This is a genomic window from Tepidiphilus baoligensis (assembly GCF_012911495.1).
Lineage (GTDB): Bacteria > Pseudomonadota > Gammaproteobacteria > Burkholderiales > Rhodocyclaceae > Tepidiphilus > Tepidiphilus olei.
In genome coordinates this window covers 41433-60887 of record NZ_JAAAUB010000005.1, presented here as the reverse complement: position 1 = coordinate 60887, position 19455 = coordinate 41433, and the positions used below count along the sequence as shown (strand labels likewise).

The following is a 19455-nucleotide window of genomic DNA, read 5'->3' as shown; positions in this document are numbered from 1 at the left end:
GGTCGGTCAAAAAAATTGATGAGGGGGAGGAGACGACATGGCGGAGACCACGGCGGCCGAAGGGCCGACGATCCTGCTGGAAGTGCGCGAGGCGGTAGCCTGGCTCACGCTCAACCGGCCCGAGCGCCTCAACAGCTTTACCACGCGCATGCACGAGGAGCTGCGCGCCGCGCTCGATCGCGTCGAGGCGGGTCGCGCCGAAGGCACGATCCGGGTGCTGGTGATCACCGGTGCCGGACGAGGCTTTTGCGCCGGGCAGGACCTGTCCGACCGGGCAGTGGCCCCGGGCGCGCAGGCGCCGGATCTGGGCGAGTCGATCGAAAAGAACTACAAGCCGCTCGTGCTGCGCCTGCGCCGGCTCGAGCTGCCGGTGATCGCCGCGGTCAATGGCGTGGCCGCTGGTGCCGGAGCCAACCTGGCGCTGGCCTGCGACCTCGTCTTCGCCGCGCGCTCGGCTTCTTTCATCGAATCCTTCGCCAAGCTGGGGCTCATCCCCGATACCGGCGGCACCTGGGTGCTGCCGCGTCTGGTGGGGCTGGCGCGTGCCATGGGGCTGTCGCTGCTCGGCGAGAAACTCTCCGCCGAAGAGGCCGAGCGCTGGGGGCTCATCTGGAAATGCGTCGAGGACGAGGCGCTGTTGCCCACGGTGCGCGAGGTGGCCGAGCGCCTCGCACAAGGCCCCACGTTCGGCTATGCCATGACGAAGAAAGCCCTGCTCGTCAGCGGCACGAACGATCTGGCCACGCAGCTCGATCTCGAGCGCGACCTGATGTCGGCCTGTGGGCGCAGCGAGGATTATCGGGAAGGGGTGCAGGCGTTCCTCGAGAAACGCCAACCGCGCTTCCGCGGACGCTGAGGGGGAGGAGACGATGCAAGAACGCGAAGGGGGCGCGGCCCTCGCGCCCGGCCACGCCGTGCTGGTGGTCGGCGCCGGGGCGATGGGGCGCGGGATCGCCCTGGTGGCGGCGAGTGCCGACCATCTGGTGTTTCTTTCCGACGTGAGCGAGGAGGCCCGCCGGCGCGCGCTCACGGCGATCGCCGAAGAGCTCGATGGCGGGGTGCGCAAGGGGCGGATGAGCGCCGAAGAGGCGAGCGCGATCCGCGATCGTATCCGGGCGGTGGCCGAACCGCAGAGCGTCGCCTCGCAGGTGCATCTGGTGATCGAGGCGATCGTCGAGGATCTGGAGGTGAAGCGGGTGCTCTTCGCTTCGCTCGAACCCCTGGTACCGCCTCAGGCGATCCTTGCCACCAACACGTCTTCGCTGTCGATCACCGCCATCGCCGCTCCGCTCGCGCGCCCCGAGCGGGTGGTTGGCATGCATTTCTTCAATCCGCCTACGCGCATGAAGCTGGTGGAGGTGGTGAGCGGTCTGGCCACGGCACCGGAAGTGGCGCAAGCCATTAGGGACACCGCCGTGCGCTGGGGCAAGATCGCCGTGATGGCGCGCTCCACGCCGGGGTTCATCGTCAATCGCGTGGCCCGTCCCTTCTATGCCGAGGCCTTGCGCGTGCTCGCCGAGGGAGCGGCCGACTGTGCCACGCTGGATGCGATCGTACGCGAGGCGGGGGGCTTTCCCATGGGGCCCTTCGAGCTGATGGATCTCATCGGACACGATGTCAATTTCGCCGTCACCTCATCCGTGTGGTCGGCCTATTTCTACGACAAGCGCTTCCAGCCCAGCCTCATCCAGCAGGAGCTGGTCTGGGCCGGACGGCTCGGGCGCAAGAGCGGACGGGGGTTCTACGACTACGCTGCAGGAGCGCAGCGTCCCGCCGCGGCCGAAGCCCCGTCATGTCTCGATCGGGCGCCTTCTGCCGTCGCCGCCGTGGGCGAGTTCGGCCCCTTCTCTGCGCTGCTCGAGCGGCTCGCTGCCGCCGGCGTGGTGGTGCACCGACGGCCCGCCGATGCCGGACCCGTGCGGATCGAGGCTGCAAACACCTGGATCGTGCCCACCGACGGACGCACGGCCACGCGCCTCGCGCACGAGTACGGCCATGCCGACGTCGTCGTGCTCGACTGGGCGCGCGATTGGGCACAGACGCCGCGCGCGGCGCTGGCGCGGGCCGATGGTTGTGCGCAGGATTCTTGGGCATGCGCGCTCGGGCTGCTGCAGCGGGCGGGAATCGCCGTAACCCCGCTCGACGACGTCGCCGGGCTGATTCTCGCGCGCACCGTGGCCATGCTCGCCAACGAGGCGGCCGACGCCGTGCTCGCCGGCATCGGCACGCCGCGCGACATCGATACCGCCATGCGCTACGGCACGAACTATCCGCTTGGGCCGCTCGCCTGGGGAGAGGCAACGGGCGTGGCGCGCATCGTCGGTCTGCTCGATCGGCTCGCCGAGCACTACGGCGAAGATCGCTACCGGGTCTCGCCGCTCTTGCGGCGGCACCTCTGGAACGGACGGCCGCTCGTTGGCGGCGATGAAGGAGAAGGGAAGTGACGGAAGCTTCATATCGGGATCTCACCGCTGGGCTCGACCCGCAGCAAGTGGCCGAAGCCGTCGGCGCCGGCATGTACGAGCACGACCACTGTGCGCAGCATCTCGGCATCCGGCTGCTGGAGATCGCGCCGGGTTACGCCAAGATGGAGATGACCGTGCGCCGTGACATGCTCAATGGCTTCGCCATCTGCCATGGCGGTATCGTCACCACGCTGGCCGATACCGCCTTTGCGTATTCCTGCAACAGTTACAACGAGATGACGGTCGCTTCCGGCCTGGCCACCGAGTTTCTCGCGCCGGTGCGCGAAGGCGACGTGCTCACCGCCGAGGGGCGCGAAGTCGCGCTGGCCGGACGTACCGGCGTCTACGACGTCAGCATCACCAGCCAGCGCGGCGAGCTGGTGGCCGTGATGCGCGGCAAGTCTTACCGCTTGAAGGGGCGGGCGGTGGTCGAACTCGACTGACGCGGCTGCCCCACACGACGAACGAAGAGGAAAAGGGAAAGGAGGAGATGACCATGCCCGTGAAGAAACCCGCACCCGGCGATCTGGAACCGATCGAAACCGCCAGCCTCGACGAGCTGCGCGCGCTCCAGCTCGAACGGCTCAAATGGAGCGTACGCCACGCCTATGAGAACGTGCCGCACTATCGCAAGCGCTTCGACGAGCACGGGGTGCATCCCGACGATCTGAAATCGCTGGAAGATCTGGCGAAGTTCCCCTTCACGACGAAATACGACCTGCGCGACAACTATCCTTATGGCATGTTTGCCGTGCCGCGCGAGAAGATCGTCCGCATCCACGCTTCCAGCGGCACCACGGGCAAGCCCACCGTGGTGGGCTACACCAGGAAGGACATCGACACCTGGGCCGACGTCGTCGCCCGTTCGATCCGCGCCGCCGGCGGCCGCCCCGGCGACATCGTCCACGTGGCCTACGGCTACGGGCTCTTCACCGGCGGGCTGGGAGCGCACTACGGTGCCGAGCGCCTCGGTTGCACCGTCATCCCCATGTCCGGCGGTCAGACGGAAAAACAGATCCAGATGATCATGGATCTCAAGCCCGACATCATCATGGTCACGCCCTCCTACATGATGACGGTGTTCGACGAAATGGAGCGCCTGGGCATCGACCCTCGCACCTGCTCGCTCAAGGTGGGCGTCTTCGGCGCCGAGCCCTGGACCGATGCGATGCGCCGGGCAATGGAAGAGCGTGGCGGGCTCGACGCCGTGGACATCTATGGCCTCTCGGAAGTGATGGGGCCGGGCATCGCCTGCGAATGTATCGAGACGAAGGATGGGCCGACCATCTGGGAAGACCTTTTCTATCCCGAAATCATCGACCCGGTCACGGGCGAGGTGCAGCCCGATGGCGCCGAGGGCGAGCTCGTGTTCACGACGCTCACCAAGGAAGGCCTGCCGATGATCCGCTACCGTACGCGCGATCTCACGCGCCTGCTGCCGCCTACGGCGCGTTCCATGCGCCGCATGGCCAAGATCACCGGCCGCACCGATGACATGCTCATCATCCGCGGCGTCAACGTCTTCCCCACCCAGGTCGAAGAGCTGATCCTGCGCATTCCCAAGCTCGCACCGCACTACGTGCTCGAGGTGGAGAAAGAGGGCTATCTCGACCGGCTCACCGTCAAGGTCGAGATCAATCCCGAGGAAGGCGTCGGTCGCCATCCGGAGCAGAAGCAGGCGCTCGCCAAGGAGCTCGCCCACCTCATCAAGACCTTCATCGGCGTGTCGGCCAACGTCATCGTCGGCGAGCCTTATTCCATCGAGCGCGTGACGGTGGGCAAGGCGCGGCGCGTGATCGACCGGCGGCCGAAGGAATGAGCGCGACCCGGATCGAGACTGCCGCGGTATGCTACGGCCTCGATCCATGACGACGCAAGGGGGGCGGAAATGGCCCGTAGACGCGGTGAATCCTTCGAGCAGCAGCGCAACGAGATCCTGGAAAAGGCGGCGATGCTTTTTGCCGAAGCGGGCTTTCACGCCGCTTCCATGGCCTCGCTGGCTCGAGCCTGCGGCGTGTCGAAGGCGCTCCTCTACCATTATTACCAGGACAAGGAGCACATCCTGTTCGATGTGGCCCTGTCCTACGTCGAGCGCCTGGTGGCCATCGTCGAAGAGGAACTCGGCCGCGAACCGCCCCTCGGCCCCGCGGGAGCCGGCGTGGTGCTCGATCGCCTCATCGCCCGCTTCCTCGAAGAATACCGACATTCGCAGTACCGGCACATCGTGCTGGTGCAGGACGTCAAGCACCTGCCCGAGCCGTTGCGCGAACCGGTGCTGGAGAAGCAGCGCCAGGTGGTACGGGCCTTTGCGGGCGTGATCGCGGCGCTGGAGCCGGAGCTCGCCGCCACGGCGCTGCTCAAGCCGGTGACCATGGTGCTCTTCGGTATGATCAACTGGACCTTCACCTGGCTGAGGCCCGACGGTCCCCTGAGTTACCGCGACATGGCACCGATCGTGACGACGATGTTCATGGCCGGCGTGCATGCGATCGCCAGACGCGAAGACCTGCTGCAGCGCTTCGCCGTTGAATCGAAACCAATACGAGACCCGGACGAGGCCGTCGTGCCGACCCTACAAGGAGAAAAAGGATGAAGAATCGCGCGGTCTATCTCTGTGATGGCATCCGCACCCCCATCGGCCGTTATGGCGGTGCCCTCGCCCAGGTACGCCCGGACGATCTCGCCGCGCACGTGATCGCCACGCTCATGGCACGCCAGCCGCAGGTCGATTGGGAGGCGGTCGACGACGTCTACTTCGGCTGTGCCAACCAGGCCGGAGAGGACAACCGCAACGTCGCCCGCATGGCAGCGTTGCTCGCCGGCCTGCCGCAGACGATTCCCGGCTCGACCATCAACCGGCTGTGCGGCTCGGGCATGGACGCGATCGGCACCGCCGCCCGGGCGATCGCCTGTGGCGAGGCCGATTTGATGATCGCCGGCGGAGTCGAGAGCATGACCCGCGCGCCCTTCGTCCTGGGCAAGGCCGAGAGCGCCTTCTCGCGCAGCGCCAAGATCGAAGATACCACCATCGGTTGGCGCTTCGTCAACCCGAAGATGCAGGCGCGCTACGGTATCGACTCCATGCCCGAAACCGCCGAGAACGTGGCCGAGCAGTTCGGCATCGCCCGCGCCGACCAGGACGCCTTCGCCCTGCGCAGCCAGCGCCGCTACGCCGAGGCCGCCGCGCGTGGCTTCTTCGACGGCGAGATCGTGCCGGTGGAGGTGCCCGCGGGCAAGAAAGGTGAAACGGTGCCGGTGGTGCGCGACGAACATCCCCGGCCCGAGACCACGCTGGAGGCGCTCGCCAAGCTCAAGGGCGTGGTCAAACCCGAGGGCACCGTCACCGCCGGCAACGCATCGGGCGTGAACGACGGCGCCGTGGCGGTGCTCGTCGCCGGCGAAGCGGCGGTGGCGCGTTACGGGCTGCGACCGATGGCGCGCATCGTCGCCATGGCCACCGTGGGAGTGGAACCCCGCATCATGGGCATCGGTCCGGCGCCGGCCACGCGCAAGGCGCTCGATCGCGCGGGACTGAGCCTGGCGCGCATCGACGCGATCGAACTCAACGAGGCCTTCGCCGCCCAGGCGCTGGCGGTATTGCGTCAGCTGGGGTTGCCCGATGATGCCGAACACGTCAATCCCAACGGCGGGGCGATCGCTTTGGGTCATCCGCTGGGCGCCTCGGGGGCCCGCCTGGTGCTCACGCTCGCGCGCGAGCTCGAACGCCGCGACGGCCGCTATGGCCTGGCGACGATGTGCATCGGCGTGGGCCAAGGCATCGCCATGGTGATCGAGCGTATGCGATAGATCGCCTGGAATCGTGTTTGTGCGTGAAACGCGGCAGACGTGCAGTCCTTTTGGGTTGCCTCATGGGTGAGGGGAGTTCGTCCGAACGAAATTGGATGCGTCTTGCTCGAAGGTTTCCATGCTTTCTTTCACCCTTTGCCCTAGAATGAAACAAGGCCATTTTCCCTGGGAGAATCACCATGACCAAACAAAACGTGCACACGGAAACCAACCCCACGCCGCAAGCCAGTACCGAGAAGCTGAAAGAAGAGCTGCGTCAATTGGCGCAGACTCTGGATGAGTTGCTGCTCGCCACGGCCAATGAAACGAGCAGCGAAATCCGTGAGCTGCGTGAGCGTGCCCGCGCCCGGCTGGAAGAGACGCGGGAACGGCTCGCCGAGCGCGGCGCCGAGCTCTATCAGCAGGCAAGCACCACGCTGCGCGCCACCGCGCAGCAGACCGAAGGCTACGTGCGCGAGCATCCCTGGACCAGCATCGGCCTGGGTGCTGCCGTCGGCATGCTGATCGGTTTGCTGATGGGCCGCCGCTGATGGAGCGTCCCGCCGGCCCGATGGAGCGCGTCTTCGGCGCTTCCAAGCGCTTGATCGAGCATCTGCTCGAAGGCGGCGAGATGCGCCTGAGGCTGGCGGTGCTCGAGCTGGAGGAAGAGCGCGCCCGGCTCTTCGATCTTCTCCTGCTCGCGGGTTTGAGCCTGGCGCTGGGTGCCTTGGGGCTGGCCTTCGTCGGCGTGTTCGTGGTGGCTGCCTTCTGGGAAACGCACCGGCTCACCGCCATCGCGGCGGTGGCCGCGGTCCTGCTCGTCGGTGCCGTCTACTCCGGCTGGCGCTTGCGGGCCTTGGCCCGGCGCCGCAGCCTATTGCGCGCCACGCTCGCCCAGCTCGCCACCGACCGGCAGCTGCTCGCGGAGCCCGGTGAGGAGACCTGATGCGCCGCGACGAACTCGCCACCCGCAAGGCCGAGCTGGAGGCGCGCATCGCCGCGCACCGACGCCGCATGGTAGGGGCGGCGAACGAATGGCGCGAGGCGGTGCGTCCGGTCGACGACGCCTGGCGCACCCTCGTGCGTTGGAAAGTACCGCTCGCGCTCGCCGGTGGCGCGATTCTGTGGCGCCTGGGGCGGCGAGGCACGGCGCAAGCCGCACTCAAATGGTGGGGGCGGGGTCTGGGTGTGGTCGAAGGGGTGCGCCTGGCACACAAACTCTTCGTGGGTAACAAAACCAAAAAATGATCATGTAATAGGGAACAAAAACGACAAACCCTCCGGTGAAACGCAGCCCGAAGCTGCGATGGGGAGGAGTATGCAGGAGAAGAGTACGGTACCCGCTTCGTCCGCGGAGCGACAAATGCGCCATACCTTGGCCTTGGTGCTCGCCGGAGGGCGCGGCAGCCGACTCAAGGAGTTGACGCGGTGGCGAGCGAAACCGGCGCTGCCGTTCGGCGGCAAGTACCGAATCATCGATTTCGTGCTATCCAATTGCGTCAATTCCGGCATCCGCCGCATCGGCGTGCTCACGCAGTACGCACCGCATTCGCTCATACGCCACCTGCAATATGGCTGGAACTTCCTGCGGCACGAAATCGGCGAGTTCGTCGCGGTGCTGCCTGCCTCGCAGGATGGCGCGCAGGGCGAGCAGGGGTGGTACTGCGGCACCGCCGATGCCATCTACCAGAACATCGACATGATCGCGCGCTATTGCCCCGGGCACGTGTTCGTCTTGGCCGGCGACCATGTCTATACGATGGATTACGGGCGCATGCTCATGGCGCATCTCGCAAGCGGCGCCGAGCTCACCGTGGGGTGTATCGAGGTGCCGCGTGAATCGGCGCGGGCGTTCGGCGTGATGTCGGTCGATGCGCAGGGTCGCGTCGAGCACTTCCTCGAAAAGCCCGCCGATCCCCCCGGCCTGCCGGGGCGGCCGCAGCGCTCGCTCGTCTCCATGGGAATCTACGTCTTTGACGCGCAGGTGTTGCTCGACGAGGTGAGCCGGGACCACGACGACCCGCATTCCTCGCACGATTTTGGCGCCGACGTGCTGCCGGGGATGATCGCGCGCGGGGCGCGGGTGTTCGCTTATCCTTTCGTGAATCAAGCCGGACGTCCCGATTACTGGCGCGACGTGGGCACGATCGCCGCCTATTGGGAGGCGAACATGGATCTGTGCGCCATCGAACCGGCGCTCAATCTCTACGATGCCGATTGGCCGATCTGGACCTACCAGCCGCAGCGTCCGCCGGCGAAATTCGCCTTCGACGAGGATCGGCGGCGCGGCATGGCGCTCGATGCGCTGGTTGCCGACGGCGTGGTGCTCTCCGGCGCCTCGGTGCGCCGCTGCATCGTCTCCACCGACTGTTTCCTGCACAGTTATGCCCGCGTGGAAGACAGCATCTTGCTGCCGCAAGTCGAGATCGGGCGGCATTGCCGCATTCGGCGCGCGATCATCGACCGGGGCTGTGTCCTGCCGCCGGGCACCGAGATCGGCTACGACGTCGAGCACGATCGCGAGCGTTTCTGCGTCGACCCCGACTCGGGCATCGTCGTCGTCACCCCGGTCATGCTCGGTCGCACATTTCCCTTGGTGGCGAAATGAAGGTGCTCTTCGCCGCCTCCGAACTCTATCCGTTGGCCACGACCGGCGGGCTGGGCGAGGTCGCGCACGCCTTGCCGCACGCCTTGGCCGCCTTGGGCGAAGCGCCGACGCTCATGCTTCCGGCCTACCGCTGCGTGCTCGATCGGCTCGAAGGGCGAGATCTTGCCGGTGCCTGTACGCTGCCCGGCGTCGGGCGTGAACACGAAGCCCGGTTGTGGTGGGGCCGGGCGCAGGGGATCGATCTGCCCTTGCTGCTGCTCGACATCCCCGTGCTCTACGACCGCCCCGGCACCCCCTACGGCGAGGATGCCGAGCACGAGTGGTGGGACAACGGGGAGCGCTTCGCCGTGTTCGCCCGCGCCGTCGTCGAAGTGGCGATGGGGCGGGCGGCGCCGCACGCCCGTTTCGACCTGGTGCATGCGAACGACTGGCAGACGGGGCTCGTGCCGGCCTTCCTGTCGCTCGAATCGGCGCGGCCGCGCTCCGTCTTCACCATCCACAACCTCGCTTACCAGGGACTTTTTCCCTCTTCGCTCTTCAGCGGACTCGGCTTGCCGCCCTCGTGGTGGTCGCTCGACGGGCTCGAGTTCTACGGCCAGATGTCGATGATCAAGGGTGGAATCCTGTGGGCGGACCGGGTGACGACGGTGAGCCCTTCCTACGCCGAGGAAATCTGTACCCCCGAGTTCGGCTGTGGTCTCGAGGGCGCCCTGCAGCAGTGTCGCGCCCAGGGGCGGCTGAAAGGCATCGTCAATGGCATCGACACCGAACGCTGGAATCCGGCGACCGATCCCCATCTCGCGCGGCGCTATTCCCCCGCGCGCGGCTGGGTGAGCGCCAAGGCCGCCAACCGCGCGGCCCTGCTCGAATCCCTCGGTTGCGCACCCCAGGAGGCACGGCGCGAAGCGCCCCTTGCCGGGTTCATCGGCCGGTTGGTGGCGCAAAAAGGCGTCGACCTGCTGCTCGAAGCGTTGCCAGGGCTGCTCGAGCGCACCCCGCTGCGTTTCGTCGCCCTGGGGGCTGGGGAGGCCCGCTTCGCCCAAGGATTCGCGGCGCTCGCGGCAGCCCACCCGCAGCGCGTGTTCGTGCGCCTCGGCTACGACGAGCCGCTCGCGCACCGGATCGAAGCCGGCTGCGACGTCTTCGTGATGCCGTCGCGTTTCGAACCCTGCGGGCTCAACCAGATGTACAGCATGCGCTATGGCACCCCGCCGGTGGTGCATGCGGTGGGTGGCTTGCGCGATACCGTGGTCGATACCACCGAGGCTACGCTCGCTGCAGGAACGGCAACGGGTTTCGTCTTCACGGAGCCGACGGCGGCAGCGCTCACCGCCGCCTTGGCGCGCGCGCTCACGCACTGGGAGAAACCCCGTACCTGGCGCACGATTCAGCGCAATGGCATGGAACAGGATTTCGGCTGGCCACGCCGCGCGACCGAATACCGGGAGCTCTATCATGGATGAAGCGCCGGCCGTGGCAGCCAGCGGGGGAAGCAACCATTGGCTGGAACGCATCGTTCGGCGCACGGGGCGCGATGCGCCCGCCTTGCAGGAAGATTTCCTCGGCTACCTCTACAAGCGGCTCGGCCGCTCTCTGACGGCCGAGCCGTTCTACCAATTTCGCGCCTTCGCTTACACGCTGGCGGATCGCCTCATGCTCGACTGGCAGCGTACCTGGAACGCCTACCACGGCACTGCGCGGCGCAAGGCTTTTTTCGTCTCCATGGAATTTCTGATCGGCCGTTCGCTCGGCAATGCGCTCCTCAATCTCGGCGTGGAAGAGGACGGGCGGCGTGCGCTCGAAGAACTCGGTCAAGCGCTCGATCGCCTCGAGGCGGTCGAGCCGGACGCAGGCTTGGGCAACGGGGGGTTGGGGCGGCTCGCCGCCTGTATGCTGGATAGCTGTGCCACGCAACGCCTGCCCGTGCTGGGCTATGGCCTGCGTTACAACTACGGGATGTTCCGCCAGATCATCCGCGACGGCTGGCAGATCGAGGAGCCGGATCATTGGCTGAAGAACGGCGCTTTCCCTTGGGAAACCCCGCGGCCGGAATACACGCGCACGGTGCGTTTCGGCGGGAGAACGCACCACTACGTCGATCCGCACACCGGCTGGCTCTACGTGCACTGGGATCACGACGAGGAAGTCCAGGCGGTACCGTACGACGTCCCCATCCCCGGCTACCGCAACGGTTACGTCGCCACTTTGCGCCTGTGGTCCTCTTCCGCGTCGGAGGAATTCAACCTCAGCAAATTCAACGAAGGGGATTACTACGAGGCGGTCGACGCGAAAAATGCCGCCGAGAACATCACGCTGGTGCTCTATCCCAACGATGCCAGCGAAAGCGGCAAGGAGCTGCGGCTGCGCCAGCACTATTTCCTCGCCTCGGCCTCCGCCCAGGACGTGGTGCAGCAGTGGGTGGCGGCGAACGGGCCCGATTTCAAGCGCTTCGCCGAATTCCACGTCTTCCAGATCAACGATACCCATCCGAGCTTCATCGTCCCCGAGCTCATGCGGATTTTCATCGACGAGTATCACCTCGGCTGGGAGGAGGCATGGGGGATCGTCACGCACTGCGTCGCCTATACCAATCACACGCTCCTGCCCGAGGCGCTCGAGACCTGGCCCGCCGCCATGGTGCAGCGCGTCTTGCCGCGCGTCTACGAGATCATCGCCGAGATCGACCGGCGTTTCGCGCTGCTCGTGCATGCGAAATGGCCCAACGAGCCCGAACGCCACGAGCGCATGGCGATCCTCTCGGCCGACGGACAGGTGCGGATGGCTCATCTGGCGGTGGTGGGCAGCTTTTCGGTCAATGGCGTCTCGGCCCTGCACGGCAAGCTCCTCGTCTCCACCGTGCTGCGCGATCACGCTGAACTCTGGCCGCAGAAATTCCATGCCAAGACGAATGGCGTCACGCCCCGGCGCTGGATCGCCCGCTGCAACCCGCAGCTGCGCGCCTTGCTCGACGAGGCGCTGGGCCCGGCGTGGATCACCGACGCCTCGCAGTTGCACGCACTCGAGGACTGCGCCGAGCAGGCCGAATTTCGCCGTCGCTGGCACGAGATCAAACGGCACAACAAGGAGCGGCTCGCCGAGCGGGTGCTGCGCACCACCGGCATCGAGTTCTCGCCCGACGCCCTGTTCGACGTGCAAGTCAAGCGCATCCATGAATACAAACGGCAGCTTCTGAACGTACTGCACGTGATCCATCTTTACGATCGCATCAAGCGCGGGGATGCCGCCGACTGGACGCCGCGCTGCGTGCTCTTCGCCGGCAAGGCGGCGCCCGGCTATGCGATGGCCAAGAAGATCGTCAAACTCATCAACGACGTGGCGCGCATCGTCGCGCTGGACCCCGACGTCGGCTCGCTGCTCAAGGTCGCCTTTTTGCCCGATTACGACGTGAGTATACTCGAATGCATCGCGCCGGCCGCCGAGCTCTCCGAGCAGATTCCGACCATCGGCAAGGAGGCCTCGGGCACCGGCAACATGAAACTGATGATGAACGGGGCGCTCACCATCGGCACGCTCGACGGCGCGAACCTCGAGATCTACGAAGCCGTCGGCTCGGAAGCCTTCTTCGCCTTCGGGCTGAGCGTCGAAGAGGCGAACGCACTGCGGGCGCGCTACGATCCCCAGCGGCTCATCGCCGAGGACGAAGACCTACGGCGCGCCCTCGCCTTGCTCGAATCCGGCCACTTCAACCCCTTCGACCCCCGACTCTACGACGACGTGCTCGCCGCCCTGAAGAATCCGCAGGATCCCTGGCTCGTGCTCGCCGATTTTCGTGCCTACGCCGAAGCCCAGTGCTGCGCCGCGCAGACGTATCGCGATACCGAGCGCTGGACGCGACTGTCGATTCGCAACACGGCGCGTAGCGGCATTTTCTCGGTCGATCGTACGGTACGGGAATACAACGAGACCGTCTGGCACCTCCATCCGGTCGAAGTCGAAGGAGGCACCGCCCGGTGACGAACCCCCACGCTCCACTCACGCCGCACGACGTCTACCTCTTTCGCGAGGGCAGCCACGCCCACCTCTACGGCAAGCTCGGCTGTCGGCTGGAAGAAGAAGGGGCGCATTTCGCCGTGTGGGCGCCCAACGCCCGCTCCGTGGCGGTGATCGGTACGTTCAATGACTGGGACGGCAACGCGCACCGATTGCACGCCCGCCCCGACGGTTCCGGCATCTGGCAAGGCTTCGTGCCTGGCGTGTGCGCCGGACAGTGCTACAAATACCGCATCGATTCGCCCTATGCCCCCGCCCCGTTCGACAAGGGCGACCCCTACGCCTTCCATTGGGAGGTGCCGCCCGGTACCGCCTCGCGCGCCTGGCGGCTCGATTACGACTGGAACGATGCCGCTTGGATGGAAACGAGGGCGAGGGCCAACGCGCTCGACGCCCCCTGGTCGATCTACGAAGTGCATCTCGGCTCCTGGCGGCGCGTGCCGGAAGACGGCAACCGCTTTCTCACCTATCGCGAGATCGCCCAGCCGTTGGCCGAATACGCCCGTGCGCAGGGATTCACCCATGTAGAGCTCATGCCGATCACGGAGCATCCCTTTTATGGTTCGTGGGGGTATCAGACCACCGGCTATTTTGCGCCCACCGCGCGCTACGGCACACCCCAAGATTTCATGTACCTCGTCGACACCCTGCACCGCCACGGCCTGGGGGTGATCCTCGACTGGGTGCCATCGCACTTTCCCGACGATCCACATGGCCTCGCGCGCTTCGATGGCACCTACCTCTACGAGCACGCCGACCCGCGCCGCGGCTATCATCCGCATTGGCACAGCGCCATTTTCAACTACGGCCGGCACGAGGTGCGCTCGTTTCTGCTCTCGAGCGCGATGTTCTGGCTCGACGTCTATCACCTCGATGGATTGCGCGTGGACGCCGTCGCATCCATGCTCTATCTCGACTATGGTCGTGAGCCGGGGCAGTGGATTCCCAATGCCCGAGGCGGCAAGGAAGATCTCGACGCGATCGCATTCCTGCGCAAGGCCAACACCTCGATCTATCGCTTTCATCCGGACGTACAAACGATCGCCGAGGAATCCACCGCCTGGCCGATGGTCTCGCGCCCGGTGCATCTCGGCGGGCTCGGATTCGGCATGAAATGGAACCTCGGCTGGATGCACGACACGCTCGATTACTTTCGCCAAGATCCCATCTACCGCAAATACCACCACGACCGGCTCACATTCAGCCTGTGGTACGCCTTCAATGAAAACTTCGTGCTCCCCTTGTCGCACGACGAAGTGGTGCACGGCAAGGGGGCGCTGCTCGCCAAGATGCCGGGCGACGACTGGCAGAAACGCGCCAACCTGAGGCTGCTCTACGGTTATCAATGGGCCCACCCGGGAAAGAAACTGCTCTTCATGGGCGGCGAATTCGGCCAGCCACGCGAATGGGATCACGAGACGAGCCTCGACTGGCACCTGCTGGCACAGCCCGAGCACGACGGGCTGCGCCGGTGGGTGGCCGACCTCAACGCCTACTACGTCGCCACCCCCGCCTTGTACCAGCGCGATTTCGACGCCGACGGCTTCGAGTGGATCGACTGCCACGATGCCGAGGCGAGCGTGCTCGCCTTCCTGCGCCACGCCCCGGGCAGCCCCCTCGTGCTGGTGGTGGCCAACTTCACGCCGATCCCGCGCCACGGCTACCGTATCGGCGTGCCGCAAGGGGGGTACTGGCGCGAACGGCTCAATTCCGACGCCGCCTGCTACGGCGGCAGCAACCTCGGCAATGCCGGAGGCGCGCGTGCCGAAGCGATTCCTGCACATGGCCGGCTGCAGTCGCTCGTCCTTAACCTGCCGCCGCTCGCGGTGCTCTACCTGGAGCCTTCCGTCAGCGCAGAAGGAGTGCCATGATGGAGCCCATCACCATCGTCGGGCCGGGTCGGCCCTATCCACGAGGCGCCACCTGGGATGGCAATGGCGTCAATTTCGCCCTCTTCGCCGGTCATGCCGAGAAAGTCGAGTTGGCCCTGTTCGAAGCGGGCGGCAAGCGCGAAGTACAGCGCATCGCCCTGCCCGAATGTACCGGCGACGTCTGGCACGGCTATCTCCCCGAGGCCCGGCCCGGACTACTCTATGGCTACCGCGTGCATGGCCCTTACCATCCCGAATCGGGGCACCGCTACAACCCGCACAAACTACTGCTCGATCCCTATGCGAAAGCCTTCGTCGGCGGAATTCGCTGGAGCGACGCGCATTTTGGCTATCACGTTGGCCACCCCAAGGCCGATCTTTCCTTCGATCGCCGTGACGACGCGGCCGGCATGCCACGCTGCCAGGTCATCGACGCCGCTTTCACCTGGAGCGACGATCGCCATCCCAATGTCCCTTGGCACGAGACCGTGATCTATGAATTGCACGTCAAGGGATTCACGCGCCTGCATCCCCAGGTTCCCGAATGCCTACGCGGCACCTATCTCGGGCTGGCTTCGTTGCCGGTGATCGAGTATCTCACGCGGCTGGGCATCACGGCGGTGGAGTTGATGCCGGTGCACACCTTCGTCGACGAGCGCCGCCTCGTGGAAAAAGGACTGTGCAACTACTGGGGTTACAACTCCATCGGCTACTTCGCCCCGGAGAATCGATACGCCCTGAGCGACCCCGTGGGCGAATTCAAAACCATGGTCAAGGCGCTACACGCAGCTGGCATCGAAGTCATTCTCGACGTCGTCTACAACCACACCGGCGAAGGCGATCACCTCGGCCCCACCCTCGCCTTTCGCGGCATCGACAACGCCCGCTACTATCGACTCAAGCCAGACGAGCCGCGCTATTACCTCGACTATACCGGCTGCGGCAACACCCTCAACATGCGCGAACCGCACGTGCTGCAGCTCATCATGGACAGTCTGCGCTATTGGGTCACGGAGATGCACGTCGATGGCTTTCGCTTCGATCTCGCCTCGGCGCTGGCGCGTGAGCTGCACGAAGTCGATCGGCTCGGGGCCTTCTTCGACATCATCCAGCAAGACCCCGTGCTCAACCAGGTCAAGCTCATCGCCGAACCGTGGGATCTGGGCGAAGGCGGCTATCAAGTGGGGAATTTTCCCCCCGGCTGGGCGGAATGGAACGACAAATACCGCGACGCGGTCCGCGCCTACTGGCGCGGCGACGGCGGGCTCATCGGCGAATTCGCCCGGCGTTTCACCGGTTCGAGCGACCTCTACGGCAAGAGCGGCCGCAGCCCCCACGCCAGCATCAACTTCGTCACGGCGCACGACGGCTTCACCCTGCACGACCTCGTGAGCTATGAGCGCAAGCACAACGAGGCCAACCTCGAAGACAACCGCGACGGCACCGATAACAACCTCTCGTGTAACTACGGCGTGGAAGGCGAGACCGACGACCCCGCCATCAACGCCCTGCGCGCGCGGCAGAAACGCAACCTGCTCGCCACGCTGCTGCTGTCCCAGGGCGTGCCCATGCTGCTCGCCGGCGACGAGATCTGCCGCACGCAGCGCGGCAACAACAACGCCTATTGCCAGGACAACGAGATCTCCTGGGTCGATTGGGAACCGAACGAAGCGAAACAGCGGCTGCTCGCTTACGTGCAGCGCCTCGTCGCCCTGCGCCGGGAACACCCCATTTTCCGCCGTCGCCATTTCTTCCAGGGCCGTCCGATTCACGGCAAAGACGTCAAAGACATCGTCTGGTTCGATCCGCGCGGTGCCGAGATGAGCGAGCAGCAATGGAACGAACATTTCGCCCGCTGTCTCGGCGTGTATCTCGACGGACGAGGGATCACCGAGCGCGACCCGCTCGGACGCCCCATCCAAGACGCGAGCTTCGTGCTGCTATTCAACGCCTACCACGAGACCATCCCGTTCCAGCTCCCCCCTTTCCTCGGCGTGGGCCCGTGGCACGTCCTGCTCGACACGGCGTTCGAAGACGGACTCTCGCCGGATGGCGATTACCATGGCGGCGAGCCCTATCCGCTGCAAGGCCACGCGCTCGCCCTCCTGCAGCTCAATGCCGGGTGAATCCTGGATGACTCGGGAAGAACGGGAAACCCTGCTTCGCCTGGCGCGGGCCGTGGGCATCGCCGACGCCTACCACGACCTCTGGGGACAGCTGCACACGACGCCGGACGAAACCCGAATCGCCTTGTTGCAGGCGATGGGCGTCATCACGACCGAAACCGACCTCACCGAGGCGCTGACCGAACACGAACGCCGGCCCTGGCTCGAAGGGCTCGATCCCGTCACCGTCGTGCAGCAATCCTGCGCGCCGTACCGCATTCCTTATCGCTGTGCCGAGACCCTCGCCGACCAAACCCACCGCTGGACGCTGTGGTTGGAACGAGGAGCGATGCACCAAGGGGAATTTCCCCCCGCCGTGATGGAAATCGACGGGCGACGGGAAATCGACGGCCAGGGTTATCTCGAAGTCGCTTTCTACTGGCACGAGCCGCTCCCCCTGGGTGAGCATCTCTTCCGCATCGAACCCCCCGCAGGCCCACCCTGCCAAACCCGCCTCATCGTGACCCCGCCTCGATGCCATACCCCCGAATTGTTGGCGGGCGAGCGGCGCGTCTGGGGGATCGCGCTGCAACTCTACGCCCTGCGCAGCGAACGCAACTGGGGAATGGGCGATTTCACCGACCTCGCCCGAGTGATCGCGATCGCCGCCGATGCCGGGGCCGCGGTGGTCGGCCTCAATCCCCTGCACGCCTTGCATGCGTACGACCCGACACAGGCGAGCCCCTACAGCCCCTCGAGCCGGCGTTTCCTCAATCCGCTCTACCTGGATGTCGAAGCCATCCCTGAATTCGCCGAATGTGCCCAAGCCCAGCGGGAAGTGGCCGAGCCCCGCTTCCAGCACAGTCTCGAAGCCTTGCGCGCGACGGCCTGGGTCGATTATGCCGCGGTCGCCGAACGCAAGACTTTCATCCTCGAGCGACTCTTCGCCCACTTTCGCGACCATCACCTCGCACGCGACACCCCCCGCGCCGCGGCCTACCGGAATCATCTCGCCGAACAGGGCGAGGCGTTGAAGCACTTCGCCGTGCATCAAGCCCTGCAGCGGCACTGGCACCGTCTCGATGCCCGCGCCTGGGGCTGGCCGGCCTGGCCCGAATCGTTTCGCGACCCCGCAGCCCCCGCCGTCGACGCGTTCGCCGCCACACACGCGGACGAAGTGCAGTACCACGCCTGGCTGCAATGGCTGGCCCACGAGCAGCTCGCCGCCTGCATGCGCCATGGAGAGGAAAGAGGCGTCCTGCTCTATCTCGACCTCGCGCTTTCGGCCGACCGCGGTGGCGCCGACACTTGGATGCACCAAAGCGTCTATGCCCTGTCGGCGAGCATCGGCGCGCCCGCCGACGACTTCAACCCGGCCGGCCAAGATTGGGGCCTGCCTCCGTGGATTCCCGATCGGCTGCGCCGTGCCGCGTATGCCCCCTTCGCCGAAACGCTGTGCGCCAACATGCGCCATGGCGCCGCCCTGCGTTTCGATCATGTCATGGCGCTGATGCGCTTGTTTTGGATTCCCTCCGGGCGAAAACCCACCGAAGGCACCTACGTCCATTATCCCCTGCACGACCTGCTCGGTATCTTGGCCCTGCACAGCGTGCAGCAGTCCTGCCTGGTGGTCGGAGAAGACCTCGGCACGGTGCCCGACGAGCTCCGCGCCGCCCTGGCGCCCAAGGGTATCCTGTCGATCCGCTTGTTGCCCTTCGAGCGAACCGGCGACGGAGAATTCAAATCCCCTTCCTCCTATCCGCGTCAAGCCGTGGTGGCCATCGGCAGCCACGATCTTCCCACCCTGGCGGGCTATTGGAAAGGGACGGACTTGAGCGTGCGCCAGCGGCTGGGGTGGCTCACGGAAGAAGCCCAAGGCCGGCTGCAGGCCGAACGGCAATACCTGCGTGAGCGGCTGCTCACGGCGCTCGCGCGGGAAGGGCTCTTGCCCCCGGGGCTCGAACCGAGCGCAGACGCCATGACCCCATCGTTGATGCTGGCGATCCACGAATATGTGGCGCGCACCCCCGCCGCGGTGATGATGGTTCAGATGGAGGACGTATTCGGACAAACGGAGCAAGTCAATTTCCCCGGCACTTCCACCGAATATCCGAATTGGCGCATCAAATTGCCGGTGGTGCTGGAGGGCTGGACCACGGAGCCGAACTTCCTCGCCCTCGCCGAGCGGATGCGGCGCGCCGGGCGCGCCCGCTGATGCAGCGTGCTACACTCATGCCCGGACCGCCTTTTTCTTACGTATCGGAGTATGTCATGGCCACACCTCCCATGTTCGACGAACTTGCGCAGAAACTCAAGCACCTCGCCGAAACGAGCCCGCTCAAGGATTTCGAGAAAAACGCCAAGGCGCTGCTCGGCTCCATGTTCGAGCGCATGGATCTCGTCACCCGTGACGAATTCGAAGCGCAGCGCGAGCTGGTCATCAAACTGCGTCAAGAGCTCGCCGAGCTCGAACGCCGCGTCGGCGTGCTTGAAGCCCAGGTCGCCGGTGGTGTGGACGAGGATTGAATCCGCGCCTGCCGCAGGAATGCGGCATCGCTGGGAGGAAAAGCCGGCCTGAGGGTTGGCTTTTTTGTTCCCAACATCTTGAC

General features: G+C 65.8%; 16 protein-coding genes. All 16 read left to right on the top strand.

The genetic code is table 11. From position 1 onward, the window contains the following. Nucleotides 1–37: 37 nt before the first annotated feature. The 16 genes from paaG (at nt 38) to GV368_RS04945 (ending at nt 19372) form a co-directional block, all read left to right on the top strand. Nucleotides 38–856 carry a 2-(1,2-epoxy-1,2-dihydrophenyl)acetyl-CoA isomerase PaaG gene (gene paaG / locus GV368_RS05020; RefSeq protein WP_028875201.1) on the top strand — a complete coding sequence of 273 codons (819 nt, stop codon included), beginning with the start codon at nt 38–40 and terminating at the stop codon, nt 854–856. 13 nt (nt 857–869) lie between these two features. Then, complete coding sequence (locus GV368_RS05015) at nt 870–2444, top strand: 3-hydroxyacyl-CoA dehydrogenase (protein WP_169115723.1); 1575 nt, start codon at nt 870–872, stop codon at nt 2442–2444. Then, a complete protein-coding gene (gene paaI / locus GV368_RS05010; RefSeq protein WP_169115722.1) occupies nt 2441–2908 on the top strand; it encodes a hydroxyphenylacetyl-CoA thioesterase PaaI in 468 nt (155 codons plus the stop codon). The genes GV368_RS05015 and paaI overlap by 4 nt, the downstream gene beginning before the upstream one ends. A gap of 53 nt (nt 2909–2961) precedes the next feature. Continuing rightward, the gene (gene paaK, locus GV368_RS05005; protein ID WP_169115721.1) at nt 2962–4284 is read left to right on the top strand and encodes a phenylacetate--CoA ligase PaaK; all 1323 of its coding nucleotides are present in this window, start codon (nt 2962–2964) and stop codon (nt 4282–4284) included. A 69-nt stretch (nt 4285–4353) separates the two neighbouring features. Then, on the top strand, nt 4354–5058 hold the full coding sequence (locus GV368_RS05000) for a TetR/AcrR family transcriptional regulator (RefSeq protein WP_142804104.1): 705 nt from the start codon (nt 4354–4356) through the stop codon (nt 5056–5058). Beyond that, complete coding sequence (gene pcaF / locus GV368_RS04995) at nt 5055–6272, top strand: 3-oxoadipyl-CoA thiolase (protein ID WP_169115720.1); 1218 nt, start codon at nt 5055–5057, stop codon at nt 6270–6272. Before GV368_RS05000 ends, pcaF begins: the two co-directional genes overlap by 4 nt. Before the next feature lie 179 nt (nt 6273–6451). Further along, complete coding sequence (locus GV368_RS04990) at nt 6452–6802, top strand: DUF883 family protein (RefSeq protein ID WP_169115719.1); 351 nt, start codon at nt 6452–6454, stop codon at nt 6800–6802. Continuing rightward, entirely contained in the window at nt 6802–7197 is a 396-nt protein-coding gene (locus GV368_RS04985; RefSeq protein ID WP_142810396.1) for a phage holin family protein, read from the top strand. The genes GV368_RS04990 and GV368_RS04985 overlap by 1 nt, the downstream gene beginning before the upstream one ends. Beyond that, complete coding sequence (locus GV368_RS04980) at nt 7197–7499, top strand: YqjK family protein (RefSeq protein WP_142810394.1); 303 nt, start codon at nt 7197–7199, stop codon at nt 7497–7499. The genes GV368_RS04985 and GV368_RS04980 overlap by 1 nt, the downstream gene beginning before the upstream one ends. A 70-nt stretch (nt 7500–7569) precedes the next feature. Further along, nucleotides 7570–8859, top strand: a complete 1290-nt coding sequence (glgC, locus tag GV368_RS04975; RefSeq protein WP_169115718.1) for a glucose-1-phosphate adenylyltransferase — start codon at nt 7570–7572, stop codon at nt 8857–8859. Beyond that, the gene (gene glgA, locus GV368_RS04970; RefSeq protein WP_169115717.1) at nt 8856–10322 is read left to right on the top strand and encodes a glycogen synthase GlgA; all 1467 of its coding nucleotides are present in this window, start codon (nt 8856–8858) and stop codon (nt 10320–10322) included. The genes glgC and glgA overlap by 4 nt, the downstream gene beginning before the upstream one ends. After that, nucleotides 10315–12834 carry a glycogen/starch/alpha-glucan phosphorylase gene (locus GV368_RS04965; RefSeq protein ID WP_169115716.1) on the top strand — a complete coding sequence of 840 codons (2520 nt, stop codon included), beginning with the start codon at nt 10315–10317 and terminating at the stop codon, nt 12832–12834. The genes glgA and GV368_RS04965 overlap by 8 nt, the downstream gene beginning before the upstream one ends. Then, nucleotides 12831–14741, top strand: coding sequence for a 1,4-alpha-glucan branching protein GlgB (gene glgB / locus GV368_RS04960; protein ID WP_169115715.1), 1911 nt, complete (start codon nt 12831–12833; stop codon nt 14739–14741). Before GV368_RS04965 ends, glgB begins: the two co-directional genes overlap by 4 nt. Further along, nucleotides 14738–16867 carry a glycogen debranching protein GlgX gene (glgX, locus tag GV368_RS04955; protein ID WP_169115714.1) on the top strand — a complete coding sequence of 710 codons (2130 nt, stop codon included), beginning with the start codon at nt 14738–14740 and terminating at the stop codon, nt 16865–16867. Before glgB ends, glgX begins: the two co-directional genes overlap by 4 nt. 7 nt (nt 16868–16874) lie before the next feature. After that, nucleotides 16875–19061: a 4-alpha-glucanotransferase gene (gene malQ, locus GV368_RS04950; protein ID WP_169115713.1), complete on the top strand. Its 2187-nt coding sequence runs from the start codon at nt 16875–16877 to the stop codon at nt 19059–19061. Nucleotides 19062–19117: 56 nt separating this feature from the next. Then, nucleotides 19118–19372, top strand: a complete 255-nt coding sequence (locus tag GV368_RS04945) for an accessory factor UbiK family protein (protein WP_142810380.1) — start codon at nt 19118–19120, stop codon at nt 19370–19372. Nucleotides 19373–19455: the final 83 nt, after the last annotated feature.